The organism is Leucobacter sp. cx-328 (assembly GCF_014530035.1).
Lineage (GTDB): Bacteria > Actinomycetota > Actinomycetes > Actinomycetales > Microbacteriaceae > Leucobacter.
This window is the reverse complement of the sequence record NZ_JACVMX010000005.1, coordinates 16,725-30,315: the sequence shown is the minus strand read 5'-3', so window position 1 is coordinate 30,315 and position 13,591 is coordinate 16,725. Positions and strand designations below refer to the sequence as shown.

General features: G+C 61.4%; 19 protein-coding genes. 10 read left to right on the top strand and 9 right to left on the bottom strand.

The features are described from left to right. Positions 1–34: 34 nt before the first annotated feature. Both ICL81_RS07915 and ICL81_RS07910 read left to right on the top strand, forming a co-directional pair. Positions 35–214, top strand: coding sequence for a hypothetical protein (locus ICL81_RS07915; protein ID WP_188034377.1), 180 nt, complete (start codon positions 35–37; stop codon positions 212–214). A 72-nt stretch (positions 215–286) separates the two neighbouring features. Continuing rightward, positions 287–607, top strand: a complete 321-nt coding sequence (locus ICL81_RS07910; protein WP_141886154.1) for a hypothetical protein — start codon at positions 287–289, stop codon at positions 605–607. A 69-nt stretch (positions 608–676) separates the two neighbouring features. On the opposite strand, the gene ICL81_RS07905 is transcribed toward ICL81_RS07910, so the two are convergent. Genes ICL81_RS07905 through ICL81_RS07880 form a run of 6 tightly spaced genes read right to left on the bottom strand, consistent with a single transcriptional unit; the run spans position 677 to position 3,534 of the window. Then, on the bottom strand, positions 677–994 hold the full coding sequence (locus ICL81_RS07905; RefSeq protein WP_188034376.1) for a hypothetical protein: 318 nt from the start codon (positions 992–994) through the stop codon (positions 677–679). Next, on the bottom strand, positions 991–1,236 hold the full coding sequence (locus tag ICL81_RS07900) for a hypothetical protein (protein ID WP_188034375.1): 246 nt from the start codon (positions 1,234–1,236) through the stop codon (positions 991–993). Before ICL81_RS07900 ends, ICL81_RS07905 begins: the two co-directional genes overlap by 4 nt. Beyond that, complete coding sequence (dprA, locus tag ICL81_RS07895) at positions 1,233–2,183, bottom strand: DNA-processing protein DprA (protein WP_188034374.1); 951 nt, start codon at positions 2,181–2,183, stop codon at positions 1,233–1,235. Before dprA ends, ICL81_RS07900 begins: the two co-directional genes overlap by 4 nt. Then, positions 2,180–2,767 carry a DUF4192 family protein gene (locus ICL81_RS07890; RefSeq protein WP_188034373.1) on the bottom strand — a complete coding sequence of 196 codons (588 nt, stop codon included), beginning with the start codon at positions 2,765–2,767 and terminating at the stop codon, positions 2,180–2,182. Before ICL81_RS07890 ends, dprA begins: the two co-directional genes overlap by 4 nt. Further along, positions 2,764–3,147, bottom strand: coding sequence for a hypothetical protein (locus ICL81_RS07885; protein WP_188034372.1), 384 nt, complete (start codon positions 3,145–3,147; stop codon positions 2,764–2,766). The genes ICL81_RS07890 and ICL81_RS07885 overlap by 4 nt, the downstream gene beginning before the upstream one ends. Positions 3,148–3,207: 60 nt before the next feature. Beyond that, positions 3,208–3,534, bottom strand: coding sequence for a single-stranded DNA-binding protein (locus ICL81_RS07880; RefSeq protein ID WP_188034371.1), 327 nt, complete (start codon positions 3,532–3,534; stop codon positions 3,208–3,210). Between the two features lie 261 nt (positions 3,535–3,795). Between ICL81_RS07880 and ICL81_RS07875 the strand changes: the two genes are divergently transcribed. After that, the gene (locus ICL81_RS07875) at positions 3,796–4,008 is read left to right on the top strand and encodes a hypothetical protein (RefSeq protein WP_188034370.1); all 213 of its coding nucleotides are present in this window, start codon (positions 3,796–3,798) and stop codon (positions 4,006–4,008) included. A 1,069-nt stretch (positions 4,009–5,077) separates the two neighbouring features. On the opposite strand, the gene ICL81_RS07870 is transcribed toward ICL81_RS07875, so the two are convergent. Both ICL81_RS07870 and ICL81_RS07865 read right to left on the bottom strand, forming a co-directional pair. Then, complete coding sequence (locus ICL81_RS07870; RefSeq protein ID WP_188034369.1) at positions 5,078–6,580, bottom strand: YifB family Mg chelatase-like AAA ATPase; 1,503 nt, start codon at positions 6,578–6,580, stop codon at positions 5,078–5,080. Further along, positions 6,577–6,951: a YraN family protein gene (locus ICL81_RS07865; RefSeq protein WP_188034368.1), complete on the bottom strand. Its 375-nt coding sequence runs from the start codon at positions 6,949–6,951 to the stop codon at positions 6,577–6,579. The genes ICL81_RS07870 and ICL81_RS07865 overlap by 4 nt, the downstream gene beginning before the upstream one ends. 327 nt (positions 6,952–7,278) lie before the next feature. Between ICL81_RS07865 and rpsB the strand changes: the two genes are divergently transcribed. From rpsB to ICL81_RS07830, 7 genes are all read left to right on the top strand, one after another. Continuing rightward, positions 7,279–8,082: a 30S ribosomal protein S2 gene (gene rpsB, locus ICL81_RS07860; protein WP_188034367.1), complete on the top strand. Its 804-nt coding sequence runs from the start codon at positions 7,279–7,281 to the stop codon at positions 8,080–8,082. Positions 8,083–8,210: 128 nt separating this feature from the next. Then, the gene (gene tsf, locus ICL81_RS07855) at positions 8,211–9,050 is read left to right on the top strand and encodes a translation elongation factor Ts (protein ID WP_188034366.1); all 840 of its coding nucleotides are present in this window, start codon (positions 8,211–8,213) and stop codon (positions 9,048–9,050) included. Positions 9,051–9,156: 106 nt separating this feature from the next. After that, entirely contained in the window at positions 9,157–9,876 is a 720-nt protein-coding gene (gene pyrH / locus ICL81_RS07850; RefSeq protein ID WP_188034365.1) for a UMP kinase, read from the top strand. Positions 9,877–9,912: 36 nt separating this feature from the next. Next, positions 9,913–10,467 carry a ribosome recycling factor gene (frr, locus tag ICL81_RS07845; protein WP_188034364.1) on the top strand — a complete coding sequence of 185 codons (555 nt, stop codon included), beginning with the start codon at positions 9,913–9,915 and terminating at the stop codon, positions 10,465–10,467. A gap of 5 nt (positions 10,468–10,472) precedes the next feature. Beyond that, positions 10,473–11,393: a phosphatidate cytidylyltransferase gene (locus tag ICL81_RS07840; protein ID WP_188034363.1), complete on the top strand. Its 921-nt coding sequence runs from the start codon at positions 10,473–10,475 to the stop codon at positions 11,391–11,393. After that, positions 11,390–11,977 carry a DivIVA domain-containing protein gene (locus tag ICL81_RS07835; RefSeq protein WP_188034362.1) on the top strand — a complete coding sequence of 196 codons (588 nt, stop codon included), beginning with the start codon at positions 11,390–11,392 and terminating at the stop codon, positions 11,975–11,977. The genes ICL81_RS07840 and ICL81_RS07835 overlap by 4 nt, the downstream gene beginning before the upstream one ends. Positions 11,978–12,033: 56 nt before the next feature. Further along, on the top strand, positions 12,034–12,639 hold the full coding sequence (locus ICL81_RS07830) for a transglycosylase SLT domain-containing protein (protein WP_353055464.1): 606 nt from the start codon (positions 12,034–12,036) through the stop codon (positions 12,637–12,639). Between the two features lie 422 nt (positions 12,640–13,061). On the opposite strand, the gene ICL81_RS07825 is transcribed toward ICL81_RS07830, so the two are convergent. Next, positions 13,062–13,589, bottom strand: a complete 528-nt coding sequence (locus tag ICL81_RS07825) for a ribonuclease H (RefSeq protein ID WP_188034361.1) — start codon at positions 13,587–13,589, stop codon at positions 13,062–13,064. Positions 13,590–13,591 lie beyond the last annotated feature (2 nt).

Here is a 13,591-nt window from a genome sequence, read left to right as displayed (position 1 = left end):
GCGAGAAGGGTGGCGTCCCGCGTATCATCAACGCATGCATATCAGGATCGGAGACGGCTCGGGCAACGAGGACTACCGAACCTGCTCCGAGTGCGGCTGCGACTGCGAGCCCGAGATATTCGACGGCGGCGAGGAAGCCGCGATCAGGGTAGCGTTCTCGTGCCCTGAGCACGGCCTGCACAGCGTCACGGACCCGTTCGAGGGGAGGAGGTAGGGCCGTGCTCGCCGTAGAAGCCTGACCCGTAGGCTTGAGATCGCCGGAACAGGCGCTGAAAAGAGGAGAGAAATGAGCGAACAGAACACCGACGACGATCTGAGAGTGAAGCTCGTCGAGGTTGGTGAGTTGTCCAAGCAGGGGAATGAGCGACTGCGGAGCTTCTTCGACTTCATCAAGAAGAGCCTCGATCAGTATGAGAGCACTGACACCGCGAAGCAGATCCGCAGTACTGGCAAACTCGCCCCTGATTTTGCGAGTCTCTGGGTTCAGGAGGAGATCCAGAAGTGGGGCGGGAAGCTCACCGATGATGTGGCAAAGGGGACTGATCTGAAGAAGCTGCTCATCATTCAGGGTACTCGACAGATGAACGCGCACTACGGTGTCGAATGATCTTCTAATAGATCACTCTGAGTCACACAGAGACCCCGAGGCCGTCGGGCCCCGGGGTCTCTTCGCATCTCAACCAGCAGCGATCACACGCATCCGGCTCACGCTGGAGCTGAAGGGACCGACGCTGAGCTTTTCCACCTCCCCGAAGACACCTGCTGCGACAAGGGCCGCCGGCAGGCCGCTGTGCTCGCTGTAGTCGCGGACGAACACCTCGCCCGGGTACGCGACGTAGCCGGACGCGAGCAGATCTACCGTGAGCATCTCGCTGTCGCTGTCGGGGAACAGCATCTCCAGTGCGTGCTGGGCTGGGTCGTAATGAAGCGAGCCTTGCAGCTCGGTCTCGCCGAATCGCAGCCTCAGAGCCTCGCGCATGAGCTTCCATGTCATCGCGCTGTCTCCTCGCGTCGGTAGACAGGCTGGCCGAACTGGTTGAACCCGCTGAATACCACTGCTCCGCCGAGCGCAAGCCTCGCCGCGGCCCCGGTCAGTGCCGGAGCAAGGTCGGCGGGCAGCACCACGGCACCACCGCCGTCGATGACGAGCGCCCTCGCGCGCAGGGCATGGACGTCTTCCAGGTCGACGCCGCAGGCTGCCTCTCCTTGAGTGAGCTCGAACGTGGTGGTGCTCATGCTGGTACTCCTTCTTCGTTGCAACCGTTGCTCCGCATGATGAAGGCGAGCGCTTCCTCGCCGTCTGCAACCAGCTGCGCTGTGCCCTGCTGCAGGAGCATGTGGCAGCCCGCACTCGCTGCGCTGGTGACGGGACCCGGCACAGCGCCGACGGGCCTGCCGATGCCGTGCGCCTGCTGTGCCACCCGCAGCGCGCCAGAGCGCAGGCCCGCCTCGGGAATGACCACTGCGCCCGCCAGCGCTGCGATGATCCGACCGCGCATCTGGAACCTGTGCCGCGTGGGCGCGGTGCCGGGAGGTATCTCGCTGACGACCAAGCCCTGCTCCGCGATCCGCTCGATGAGCTCTCGGTGGCCTGCGGGATAGGCTCTGTCCACTCCGCTCGCAAGCACCGCGACGGTCTTGCCGCCGGCCGCCAGTGCAGCACGGTGAGCCGCGCCGTCGATGCCGTAGGAGGCGCCAGCCAGCACGGTGACGCTGTGCTGCGCTGCGTGATCTGCGATCTCGCGGGTCACGTGCTCGCCGTAGCCGGTGCAGGCGCGGGCCCCGGTGATCGCAAGGCTCGGCTTCTGGAGCAACGCAACGTCGCCGCGAGCCCAGAGCATGAGGGGCTGAGCCGGTGCGAGCGGGTCTGCGCTTTCTTGGTCGCCGAGGCGCGCAGGCCAGAGCTCGTCGCCGGGCAGCAGAGCCGTGAGACCTGCGGCCAGTGCCTTCTCCAGCTCGCGCTGGGCCTGCGACATGTCGTGACGGGCGAGCCACTTCTCAGCGAGCGGCGCGTAGGACGCGTTCACTATTCGCTTCTTGATCTGCTCGTCGATGGCGGCGAGTCGCTGCAGTGCCTCTGCCGCGCCGAAGGCGTTCATCAGCGCAGCGGCTGCGCGGTCGCCGGGCTCGATGATGCGGCTCCAGGCGAAGCGCGCGAGGAGGTCTGCGTCTCTGGTGCTCATGATCTGTTCTCCTGACTGCCGGAGGCGCACATCTGCGCCGTCATATTTGTGATCTCGTTGGGGTCCTCGGCCGTCCGGCCGGGGTGCTGGGCGCGCCACTCGTCGACACCGAGCAGCACGTGGTCAGGGTCGTAGAGCGGGCTCTGCTGGATCTCGTCGAGGCTATGTAGCTCTGGAAAGTTCGTCCCGACGAAGCTCGCCCAGCCGTCGGATGCAACCACGAGGGCGTCGCGAACTGAGGCGCCGGCAGCGTGTAAGACATCAGCCAGCACGCCTGTGAGCGTGCCGTGCGGGCTCGACACGGGCTGCTTGGAGAGCTGAGCGTCAGTGTTGACTACAACGGCCACGGCGTCGCCTTTGAGGGCGATCTCGGCCATCTGGCGCAGCCAGTGCTCGATCTCGTCACCGGGGCGCTCTAGCTGTTCCAGCGGCGGCAGGTCGATGCGGGCTGCGCCGAGCGTGCGCTTGCCGTTGAACAGCACGACGAAGCAGCTCTCGGGCGCGGTCATGCCCGTGAGCCGGGGCAGCGCGGCGAGGAAATTAGCGCTGCTCGTGGCGCGGAGGACGGTGGGCTGTGCTTTCATGGTCGTGCTCCTTGAATCTTCTTGATGGTTCCTTGAACGAGGCGCCAGGCGTCGGCGTCGACGGCAGTACCCTGCTCGGCGAGCTCGACGAGAGTGTTGAGGCCCGCGAGGGTGTCCTCGTCGAGAACGAGGACTCTGTCGCCGTCGATCTCGACGGCTGTGTCGTCGCTGTACGTGCTGACGCTCAGCAGGTACCCGGGCGAGCCGTCAGCGGTCCTGTTGGCTGTGTTGTCATCTAGGCGCTTGCCGCTGATGGTGAACACCGTGGCGCTCTCGTCGTTGTCGAGGTCGACGAGGCCATAGTGGTCGTCGCTCTCCAGCGGCCAGGGCTGCGGCTCCAGGCGGTCGCCGGTGTCGTAGGGGGTGAGTTGGGTGGTCATGGTCGGGTCTCCTTATGCGTCTTCGATGTCTTCTTCTGCGCGATTGAACGCGCTGATGCCCTAGGACAGGTCATGGCCCATGCGCTCGGCGGTGATGGTGCGCTGGCTGACGAGGCGGTCAGGCCGCTGCCAGAGCATCTCCTTGACCGTGCCGGTCACGAGCAGACGGTCGCCCGGCTTGATGCTCTGCGATGCGTTCACGGCGAGCTGCCGGAACGCGTTCACTGTGTAGTACACGGTGCGCTTCGCGCCGCGACGTGGACCCTCCTGGACCGCGATCTCGAATGAGATGTAGGGCTGGCCCAGCTTCGTGGTGCCGTACTTGACCGTGTCCCCGACGACGCCGGACACGGTGATCCGCTGCTGTGCTTGCTTCTGCTCAGGCATAGTTGTGCTCATTTCTGTTGCGGTGATGCCAACAGAGCCACAGCCCGTAGGGCTGCCTGTGCGCTCTGCCGCATCCCTGCGGGATGCTCTTGTCACCACTTCTCCCGGGACGGGCTGTGCCCGGCCCCAACATTCGCTTCCTCGCTCGCGCAGGCGAGCGGAGTAGACGCAAGAACCCCGAGGCGCGATGCCTCGGGGTTCTTGTTTTCAAGCAGTGCTCGACCTTGACAGCAGCGAGCACGGTGCGGATATGGTCGATTCATGAGCGACGATGGTATTGAGGTCCCCGACAACCTGGAGGTCCGCGTCGGCGACAGCTCGGGCGTGGAGCAGTACCGCACATGCCAGGAGTGCGGCCGCGACTGCGTGCCGGAGCCCTTCGACGCCGGCGTGGGTGACGGCATCAGGGTGGCGTTCTCGTGCCCTGAGCACGGCGTGCACTCGGTTGTTGATCCGTTCGAGCACCTGCGGTGAAAAGCAGACCCCGCAGCGTGATGCCGCGGGGCTCGTTGCATAGGAGCGCTCTGATGCCTCCCGGAGGCAAGGATAAACAAGCACTGCCGGAGGCGGAAGAAAAGTCGAGGGCCGCTCCGTGGAGTCCGAGTCTTGGAGCGGCCCTCTGAAAGGCAGTCGCGGTATGAGTCTCAACGACTGCTCACAGGCTAGGCGAAACGATCTACAACGCGAAGCGATGGCCGGTACGGCGTGTCGCGCGTCGTGTTGAGCGCCCGGAGGGGCCTCGGGGCGCAGCCACTCCGCTCCCGCTGCGTGGCCGCTGCGTTTCCTGGGGCCGCGGCTGAGCTCCCGCTGCGCCTCGGCCGGGCTGGGGAGGGAGAGCCCCTCGTGCATGAGGGAGCTCGTGCGGACGGCTGCATGGGTGCGGGCTACTAGGGGCTGCGTAACGCTGCTTCTGGCCGTGTAGTAACGCTGGCCCCGCGGCTCGCGAGGTGCGCGTTTCTGCTCGTTTACCAGGGGTTTCTTCGCGCTGGGAGTCTGCTCGCCGGGGCTGGGAAGCCGGTTTTGTAACGCCGGGCCTCGTGGTGTTACAGCAGGGTTACAAATGAAACAGCCTCTGACCAGGGTTTTTTCTTGAATGTAACGGTGTAACGCTCGTTCTGGGGAAATAGTATAGAGAGAAGTTAAATATCAAGACCAACGACCATGCCATGCGTGCACTTACGCGCTCTGTAGCTAAAGGTTTCGCGTTTTCAGCGTTACAGCGTTACGCACCTCGTTCTACCGCATGATTCCGCGGATCTCGCCGTTTCGCAGCTGTAACGCCACCATTCGACCGCACCGCCGCTCGCGTGCTCCGACGCCCCGTTCTGCCGCATGATTCCGCGGTTTCTCAACCCATCGGGGAGCGTAACGCTCGTTCCGTTACGCTCAGCGGCCCACACCCGCTCCGCCGAGCACGGCCACGGACGCCTTCTCGCTCATGCCGAGCACCTCCTGGAGGAGGGAAACCCTCCCTGTGCGGCAGCAGCCGAGCGGCTGCGAGTGGCAGGAACCATGTGCTGATCTGGGGTTTCCCCGCTGTTGTTCACATACGCAAAAACGTTGTATTGTGCAGTCGGAGTACTCGGTCGTAGCCGCGCATCGTGATTGACCCGCGACGCAAAGCTTGGTCGAGCACGGCCGTCTCCTCGCTCGGGAGGCGGAGCGTCAGACCGCGCAGCCAGTCTCCTGGAACGTCTGCGTTCACTCGCCATGGTGTTTCCCGAAGCCGGTGGGCGGATCGCTCACGCGCCAGAGTGACCTTTTCTCTCAGTGCAGCGCTACTGTGTTCTGCGATCGCGTCAAGGCCTGCGGTCGCAGGTCTGGCAACTGTTGAGACACGGCGGACCGACAGTTGGAGATCTATGCGGTCTGCAAGTGGTCCTGAGAGCTTGCGGAGATAACGGCGTCGGATCTGAGGAGTGCACTCGCACTGGAGCGCGGTTTCAGGTGAGCCTGCTTTCCCGCACGGGCATGGATTCGCTGCCAGCACGAGTTGGGTGCGGGCGGGAAAGGTTGTTCGCATATTTGCGCGATGGATTTCGATACTTCCCGATTCGAGTGGCTGTCGAAGTGCCTCGAGTACGTCCTTTTTGAACTCCGGTGCTTCATCGAGAAACAGCACGCCGTGACAGGCTCGGGTGATCGCGCCGATACGTGGAACGGCTGACTGCCCACCCCCAACGAGGGAAGCACTGGTTGCCGTGTGGTGCGGTGACTCAAATGGTGGGCGCGTGACGAGTTCGAACACTGGCGTGCCACCAAGCGACGCAATGCTGCTTGCCATGAGGGACTCTTGCCCGGACAAGTCTGGCAGGAGAGAAGGGAGTCTGGTGGCAAGTAGGGTCTTGCCTGCGCCTGGCGGGCCGACCATAGCAAGGTGATGCCTCCCGGCTGCTGCGACAACGAGTGCCTCGATCGCATCGGCCTGGCCTGTGACCTCAGCCATATCCAGAGAGTGCAGGTTGGTGGCTTCTGGCAGGAGCTGTAAGGATCGCGACGGTGCTGGGTGAGTGAAGCCCTGGGAAACCTGCTCGCCGTGGTGCCACGCAACAGCGCTGCGCAGATCAGGCACAGCGATGACCTCGATATCGGGGATGAGTTGCGCCTCACTGAATGATGCCGATGGCACCATCACTTTCCGAAATCCGAGGTCGCGGGCTGCGAGCACTGCGCTCAAGAGTCCATTGGGGCGTCGAAGGGTGCCGTCTAGCCCGAGCTCGCCGAAGTGAGCGGTGGTCGCGAGCTGCGAACTCGGGAGGTGCCCAGATGCTGAGAGCACCGAGAGTGCAATAGCAAGGTCGAACCCGGTGCCATGCTTCGGGAGCGCTGCTGGGGCGAGGTTCACGGTAATGAACCTGCTTGAGAGCGAAAGCCCGGATTGGGTCGCGGCAGTTCGTACGCGCAGCTTCGCCTCCGCCAGTGCAGCATCTGGGAGGCCGATGATCGCCATGCCCGGCAGCTGCTGGTTCACCGCGGCCTCTACATAGACCGCACTGCCGGAGAGGCCGGTGAGCGCGATGGTCGCTGCGCGACAGACGCGCGTCATTGGATGCCTCGCAGATGGTCGATTCGTGGTGTTTCGTCATCGCGCAGCGTGATGCCGATCGCATCAATACGCAAATGGGGGTGTGGCATGCGTTGCTTCTGCACCCACTCGAGGAGCAGTCGCTTGAGGCGTGCACACTTTCGGGCGGTGATGGCTTCGAGCGGATGGCCGTGGTTGAGTCCACGTCTGGTCTTCACCTCAACCGCGACGACGGTGCCAGCCTTCGACACGATCAGATCGAGTTCACCGTGCTGCGTACGCCAATTACGCGCTAACACTGTGTACCCTTTCGCTACGAGAAACCTGGCCGCCAGTGCCTCGCCACGCGCACCAAGCGCTTGAGATTTTCGACGTGAGTTTTCTTCATTCATGGGTAACCTCCTGTCGGTAGTGTGAAGAAAACTGCCAGCTCAGAAGTGCGATCACCTCGCTTTGTGAATAAGTACCGAAAGATCGCGGCAAACTCGATATGCGAGCAACGCTGAGGCGTCGAAGTGAGTGACGAAATGGTGGTAAGCTGGACTGGCATCTCGGAAGAGGTGACTTCGCGTGCCCACTTCAGTGGGTGATGCCATCGGTCCGCACACCAATTTGGTGAGTGGCGGTTGAGCTCACGGGCACCAGGCTTCGATCGCACCGCGATCGTTGAAAACCGTATGAGCGTGCTTTTTGCGCGCCTGATTTACAAGGAGACGACCATGGCAGTCGTTACCATGCGCCAGCTGCTCGACAGCGGCGTCCACTTCGGTCACCAGACCCGTCGTTGGAACCCGAAGATGAAGCGCTTCATTTTCACCGAGCGTTCGGGTATCTACATCATCGACCTGCAGCAGACCCTCGGTTACATCGATTCTGCATACGACTTCGTAAAGAACACCGTTGCACGCGGCGGCTCGATTCTTTTCGTCGGCACCAAGAAGCAGGCTCAGGAAGCAATTGCTGAGCAGTCGACTCGCGTTAACCAGCCTTACGTGAACCAGCGCTGGCTCGGTGGCCTCCTCACCAACTTCCAGACCGTTACCGGTCGCCTGGAGCGCATGAAGGAGCTCGAGCAGCTCGACTTCGAGGGCACCACCTCGGGCTTCACCAAGAAGGAGCTCCTCCTCAAGAAGCGTGAGCTCGACAAGCTCCAGAAGACCCTCGGTGGTATCCGTCACATGACGAAGACCCCTTCGGCTATCTGGGTTGTTGACACCAAGAAGGAGCACCTCGCAATCGACGAGGCGAAGAAGCTGGGTATCCCCGTTATCGCTATCCTCGACACCAACTGCGATCCCGACGACGTCACCTACCCCATCCCGGGCAACGATGACGCAATCCGTTCGGTTGCACTGCTCACCCGTGTTATCGCTGACGCAGCTGCTGAGGGCCTCATGGAGCGCCACCAGAAGCCCGCTGAAGGCGCAGCAGCTGAGCCCCTCGCTGAGTGGGAAGTTGAGCTCCTCAACGCTGACAAGCCCGCTGAGGCTGAGGCTGAGGCAGCTGCTCCCGCAGCTGAGTAATTACCTTTCGTAATTACCTCTGATCTTTCCTCCGTTCATCTATTGAACGTAGGATTTAGTCAAGACACATGAAACCGCGGGGTGCTGAAAAGTACCCCGCGGTTTCCATAGACATGAAGGAGTCACACATGGCTGCAGTAACCATGGCCGCTGTGAAGGAACTGCGCGAGCGCCTTGGCGCCGGCATGATGGACAGCAAGAACGCACTCGTCGAGGCAGACGGTGACATCGAGAAGGCAATTGAGATCCTTCGCCTGAAGGGCATCAAGGGCGTTGCTAAGCGTGAGGGCCGCGAGGCTACCGAAGGACTCGTCGCAGTGCGCGAGACCGAGGGCGCAGCAACCATGATCGAGCTCGTTTGCGAGACCGACTTCGTTGCAAAGAACGAGAAGTTCGTTGCACTCAGCGAGAAGGTTCTCGACGCAATTGCAGCAGCAGGTGCAGCTGACGCAGAGGCTGGCCTCGCGGCTGATCTCGACGGCAAGACCGTTGCAGACGTCATCACTGACGAATCGGCAATCATCGGTGAGCGTATCGTTCTCCGTAAGGTGACCCGCGTTGAGGCTCCCGCTACCTCGGTTTACCTCCACCGCACCTCGAAGGATCTGCCCCCGCAGATCGGCGTTGTCGTTGGCTACGAAGGTGAGTCGGCAGAGGCTGCAGACGCAGCGCTCAGCATCGCACGTCACATCTCGTTCGCTGACCCCCTGTACGTGAACCGCGATGAGGTTCCCGCTGCAGACGTCGACAAGGAGCGCGAGATCGTTACCGAGATTTCGCGTAACGAGGGCAAGCCTGAGGCTGCACTCCCGAAGATCGTTGAAGGCCGCCTGAACGCGTTCTTCAAGCAGGTTGTTCTCACCGAGCAGATTCACGCACTCGACGCTGACAAGCGCGACGTGAAGGCTGTTGCTGAGGCAGCTGGCATCAAGATCGTTGGCTTTGCTCGTAGCAAGGTCGGCGCGTAAGTTGCTTCATGAGGCCCGAGGGTAGTTTTTCTACCCTCGGGCCTTGTGCTGCCATTCACCGACTATCATTACTCCCAGAACCCACCGAGAAAGCGAGTCTCTTTTTATGACTTCAGTCACCCCTCGTAAGCGCCGCGTACTGCTTAAGCTCTCTGGAGAAGCGTTCGGTGGTGGCACCCTCGGAGTGAACCCGGACGTCATCAGCGAGATCGCACGTGAGATTGCTGCAGCAATGGATTCCGCAGAAGTTGCAGTCGTTGTTGGCGGCGGTAATTTCTTCCGCGGCGCAGAGCTTTCACAGCGCGGTATGGATCGCGCGCGCGCCGACTACATGGGTATGCTCGGCACGGTCATGAACGCACTTGCACTTCAGGACTTCCTCGAGCAGGCGGGCGTCGATAGCCGTGTGCAGTCGGCTATTACCATGACCCAGGTCGCAGAGACCTACATCCCGCTTCGTGCGATCCGCCATATGGAAAAGGGTCGCGTCGTTATCTTCGGTGCAGGCGCAGGCCTCCCGTACTTCTCGACGGACACGGTTGCAGCTCAGCGTGCTCTCGAGATTCACGCTGACGAAGTGCTCGTCGCGAAGAACGGTGTTGATGGCGTGTACACGGCCGACCCGAACAAAGACCCCAACGCTACGCTCATCGAAGACATTACTTACAATGATGCGCTCGTTAAGGGCCTCAAGGTAGTCGACTCGACCTCGTTCAGCCTCTGCATGGACAATGGCATGCCGATGCGCGTCTTTGGTATGGAGCCTGCTGGAAATGTCACAGCCGCTATCCGTGGCGAGAAGCTCGGCACCCGGGTCCACCAGTAAGCTTAGAAACGTTTACCGTTTAAGAAGGAGATCATCGTGATCGAAGAGGTATTCGCTGACGCGAAGGATCGTATGACCCGCGCGGTCGAGGCCGCCAAGGAAAGCTTCGCGACGGTTCGCACCGGACGCGCTAACCCGTCGCTGCTGCAGAACCTGCTGGTTGATTACTACGGCACCCCGACGCCGCTTCCGCAGCTGGGTTCGGTAGCAAACCAGGACGCACGTAGCCTTGTTATCACCCCCTACGACAAGGGTGCGATGAAGGGCATCGAAGAGGCGATCCGCAACATGCACAACCTCGGGGCAAACCCTACGAACGACGGAACCGTCATTCGTGTAACCCTGCCCGAACTGACTGCAGAACGCCGTAAGGAGTTCGTCAAGATCGTCAAGACTCGTTCTGAGGATGCACGCGTTGCAGTTCGTAACGTGCGCCGCAGCACGAAGGACGAGCTTGAGGCGCTTAAGAGCGAGGTTGGCGAGGACGACGTTGCACGTGCTGAGAAGGAGCTTGAGGCTCTGACGAAGCAGTTCATCGAGCAGATCGACGAAGCGTTCAAGCGCAAAGAAGCAGAACTGCTGGAGGTCTAACCTCAATGCCGGTAGATGGTGAGCAGCACGAGGGTCGACATGACCTTCAGGAGCTTCGCGCGCAGCTCAAAGCGACGAGCGATCGTGTAGAAGAAAAGGCAGGACGCAATCTCTTCTTAGCGATTGGTTCTGGTTTGGCCTTCGGCGCGGTTTTCCTTGGAAGTCTCTTCTGGATGAAGCCGGCTTTCGCGATTCTCGTTGGCGCGCTTGTCGTGGTCGCTCTTGTCGAGCTAGCTTCAGCGTTTCGCACCGCGGGACGCCGTGTGCCGCGCATCGGCGTCGCGCTCGGCGGACTGCTCACCGTCACCGCCACCTATTTCTGGGGTGCAGCGGGCATGCTTATGGGCCTGTTTGCAGCCTCGGCACTTCTCGTTGTGTGGCGACTACTTGAGGGCCTTGTACCCAAGTGGGAAGTGCCACCAAAGACGCTCATTCGGGACGTGTTCTCTGGGCTCTTTACCCTCGTATATGTGGGCTTCTTCGGCTCGTTTGCGGTTCTGCTGAACGAGCTCGATAACGGAGAATGGTGGGTCTTCACCCTCGTTCTCGTCGTTGTCTCGGTTGATATCGGCGCATATGCCGCTGGCGTGACTCTTGGTAAACACAAGATGACTCCCAGGATTAGCCCCAATAAGACCTGGGAAGGCTTCGCCGGTGCAGCTGCGCTCGCGATGACGACGGGCGTGCTCTCCGCCGTATTCTTCCTTGATCAACCGTGGTGGGTAGGCATTCTGCTCGGCGCGGTCGTTCTCCTCACCGCCACGGGCGGAGACCTTACCGAGTCGCTGATTAAGCGTGATCTCGGTGTCAAAGACATGAGTACCTGGTTCCCTGGTCATGGTGGCTTCTTGGATCGACTTGATTCGTTGTTGCCGTCGGCGGTTGCCGTGTATGGCGTCGCCCTCGTGGTAGGAGTTATCTCTTGAGTGATGGTGCAACCGGCAGTGCCGGTCAGACAGGAAACGTATTCCCGAAAGCGGCGGATCGTCGTCTGGGATACAAGCCGGCCGACGTTGAAGCGTTCGTTGAGCGCGCTCGTGAAACCTATGTTGGCGCTGCAGGCGCATCCTCCGCGGTAACCGCTGGAGAGGTTCGAGAAGCTTCCTTCCCCGTAGTCAAAGGTGGCTACTCCGTTCGCCACGTCGATGCGGCACTCGACCGGCTCGAGGACGTCTTTTATGAGCGTGAACGTCGCGTTGAGATGCGTGAGAATGGTGAGAAAGAGTGGTGGGATGAGACCCGCTCACTCCTCTCTGACGTGCGTGGCCGCATCGGACGTCCGGCGGGCAAACGCCTGCGTCGTCGCGGGGTATTCGCGTCGGGATACCGTCGCTCTCAGGTCGATGCGTTTCTCGACAGCGTTGGCGACATGTTCGCCCGACGTGAGATCTCAATGACTCCAGCTGAGGTGCGCGAGACCGTCTTCCATAGCGAATGGCGTGGCTACGACGAAGACCAGGTAGACGCGCTGCTCGACGCGATTGTCGAGTTGATTCTCGCTACTCGCTGACCGCAGACTGTGAGCGCCTTGGCGCATCACGGTTGATGAGATAGAATCGTTACATTGTGACTGCATCAACAACTCGTATTTCTCTCTGGCGCCGCGTACGCGGCCCCATCGCAGGCGTGACCGCAGCCGGCTTCCTCGGTATGGCGATTCTGGCCCCGATGACCACGCCCAGCGCTTCTGCCGACGAAGAGTTTGCTGCGCAGTACCCACAGCTCTTCCAAGAATTCGTTGCGAACGAAAACCCGAACGATGACTTCGTGCTTCCGGCCGTTGAAGGTGAAGAGATTCCGAAGCCAAAGCCTGTCGCAAAGACGGTTGAAACTTCTGGGTCTTCTGAGGACTCGTCTGAGTCTGCAAGCACTGAATCGCTTCGTTATACCGGTGGTGGCGCTCCCTCTGAGTGGATGGCAGCTGCAGGTATCGCGCAGAGTGACTGGGGCTTCGTTGACTACATTGCTTCGCGTGAGTCTGGTTGGAACCCCAACGCGACCAACCCTGATTCGGGTGCATGCGGCCTTATCCAGGCCTACCCGTGCAGCAAGGTCCCTGGAAACGGCTACAACCCAGTAGACAACCTGCAGTGGGCAAACGGGTACGCAGTGGGTCGTTACGGCAGCTGGGCTGCAGCGTACGACTTCTGGACCTCGAACCACTGGTGGTGATCTCGGGTGGGGCGTAGCCGCGGTCCGAGTAAGTATCAGCGTGCGGCCGCAGCGCCGCAGCGTGATGTGTCTCGTCTGGCCAACGGCGGTGCACGACGTGAAATGCGTCGTGGCCGTGAATGGTTCGTTCGTGATGTTTCCGTGCAACGCGCAGAGAAAATCTATCGCTGCCCAGAGTGTGGCAGCGACGTGCCACCAGGCCAAGCCCATGTGGTTGCATGGAGCGCAGAGAACCTCTTTGGTGACTCGGCTGCGGTAGCGGATCGTCGCCATTATCATTCACACTGCTGGCGCCTCATGTAACGCCTTCTGGCCCCTGGCGCCTTGCGATGACCTTGGCCAACGAGAAAGAGGCCCCACACCCCGCGGTCGCGGGAGGCGGGGCCTCTTTCTCGTTGTAGCGAAGAAGCTGGAAGTCGGAGCTAGAAGAGCGTCGGGGGAGCGGCAGGCGCCTCTACATCGACGGTGACCGGCGCTGGCGAGCCAGAGGCGAGGCCAGGGCCTGCATCGGGTGCCACACCTGCCTGGAAAGCCTTTGCAGCCGCATTGGCTCGCGCGTCCGCTGCTTCGTTCATCGGGTCACCTGCGTGTCCCTTCACCCACTCGAATTTGTAAGTGCGACCTGCGAGTGCTGCATCGATCTGTTCGAGTAGCTCGCGATTGAGAACGGGCTTGCCATCGGCCTTTCTCCAGCCCTTCCGCTTCCAGCCAGGCATCCACTGCGTTACTGAGTTGATGACGTATTGGCTGTCACAGCGGATCAGAATAGGCTCAGACGCCCGGTCGGCGGTCGCGTTCAGGAGATCAAGGACGGCCATGAGTTCGCCCTGGTTGTTGGTGGCGCGTGGCCAGCCGCCAGCGCGCCACTGGTTGTCATCGATGTACCAAGCCCAGCCAGCTGGCCCGGGGTTGCCGAGCGCCGAGCCATCGGCTGCTGCGGTAATGCTCATTG

What these genes read in the sequence shown, in the direction of transcription:
- ICL81_RS07915 (WP_188034377.1), top strand. Translation starts at nt 35, where the DNA reads ATGCATATCAGGATCGGAGACGGCTCGGGCAACGAGGACTACCGAACC.
- ICL81_RS07910 (WP_141886154.1), top strand. Translation starts at nt 287, where the DNA reads ATGAGCGAACAGAACACCGACGACGATCTGAGAGTGAAGCTCGTCGAG.
- ICL81_RS07905 (WP_188034376.1), bottom strand. Translation starts at nt 994, where the DNA reads ATGACATGGAAGCTCATGCGCGAGGCTCTGAGGCTGCGATTCGGCGAG.
- ICL81_RS07900 (WP_188034375.1), bottom strand. Translation starts at nt 1,236, where the DNA reads ATGAGCACCACCACGTTCGAGCTCACTCAAGGAGAGGCAGCCTGCGGC.
- dprA (WP_188034374.1), bottom strand. Translation starts at nt 2,183, where the DNA reads ATGAGCACCAGAGACGCAGACCTCCTCGCGCGCTTCGCCTGGAGCCGC.
- ICL81_RS07890 (WP_188034373.1), bottom strand. Translation starts at nt 2,767, where the DNA reads ATGAAAGCACAGCCCACCGTCCTCCGCGCCACGAGCAGCGCTAATTTC.
- ICL81_RS07885 (WP_188034372.1), bottom strand. Translation starts at nt 3,147, where the DNA reads ATGACCACCCAACTCACCCCCTACGACACCGGCGACCGCCTGGAGCCG.
- ICL81_RS07880 (WP_188034371.1), bottom strand. Translation starts at nt 3,534, where the DNA reads ATGCCTGAGCAGAAGCAAGCACAGCAGCGGATCACCGTGTCCGGCGTC.
- ICL81_RS07875 (WP_188034370.1), top strand. Translation starts at nt 3,796, where the DNA reads ATGAGCGACGATGGTATTGAGGTCCCCGACAACCTGGAGGTCCGCGTC.
- ICL81_RS07870 (WP_188034369.1), bottom strand. Translation starts at nt 6,580, where the DNA reads ATGACGCGCGTCTGTCGCGCAGCGACCATCGCGCTCACCGGCCTCTCC.
- ICL81_RS07865 (WP_188034368.1), bottom strand. Translation starts at nt 6,951, where the DNA reads ATGAATGAAGAAAACTCACGTCGAAAATCTCAAGCGCTTGGTGCGCGT.
- rpsB (WP_188034367.1), top strand. Translation starts at nt 7,279, where the DNA reads ATGGCAGTCGTTACCATGCGCCAGCTGCTCGACAGCGGCGTCCACTTC.
- tsf (WP_188034366.1), top strand. Translation starts at nt 8,211, where the DNA reads ATGGCTGCAGTAACCATGGCCGCTGTGAAGGAACTGCGCGAGCGCCTT.
- pyrH (WP_188034365.1), top strand. Translation starts at nt 9,157, where the DNA reads ATGACTTCAGTCACCCCTCGTAAGCGCCGCGTACTGCTTAAGCTCTCT.
- ICL81_RS07840 (WP_188034363.1), top strand. Translation starts at nt 10,473, where the DNA reads ATGCCGGTAGATGGTGAGCAGCACGAGGGTCGACATGACCTTCAGGAG.
- ICL81_RS07825 (WP_188034361.1), bottom strand. Translation starts at nt 13,589, where the DNA reads ATGAGCATTACCGCAGCAGCCGATGGCTCGGCGCTCGGCAACCCCGGG.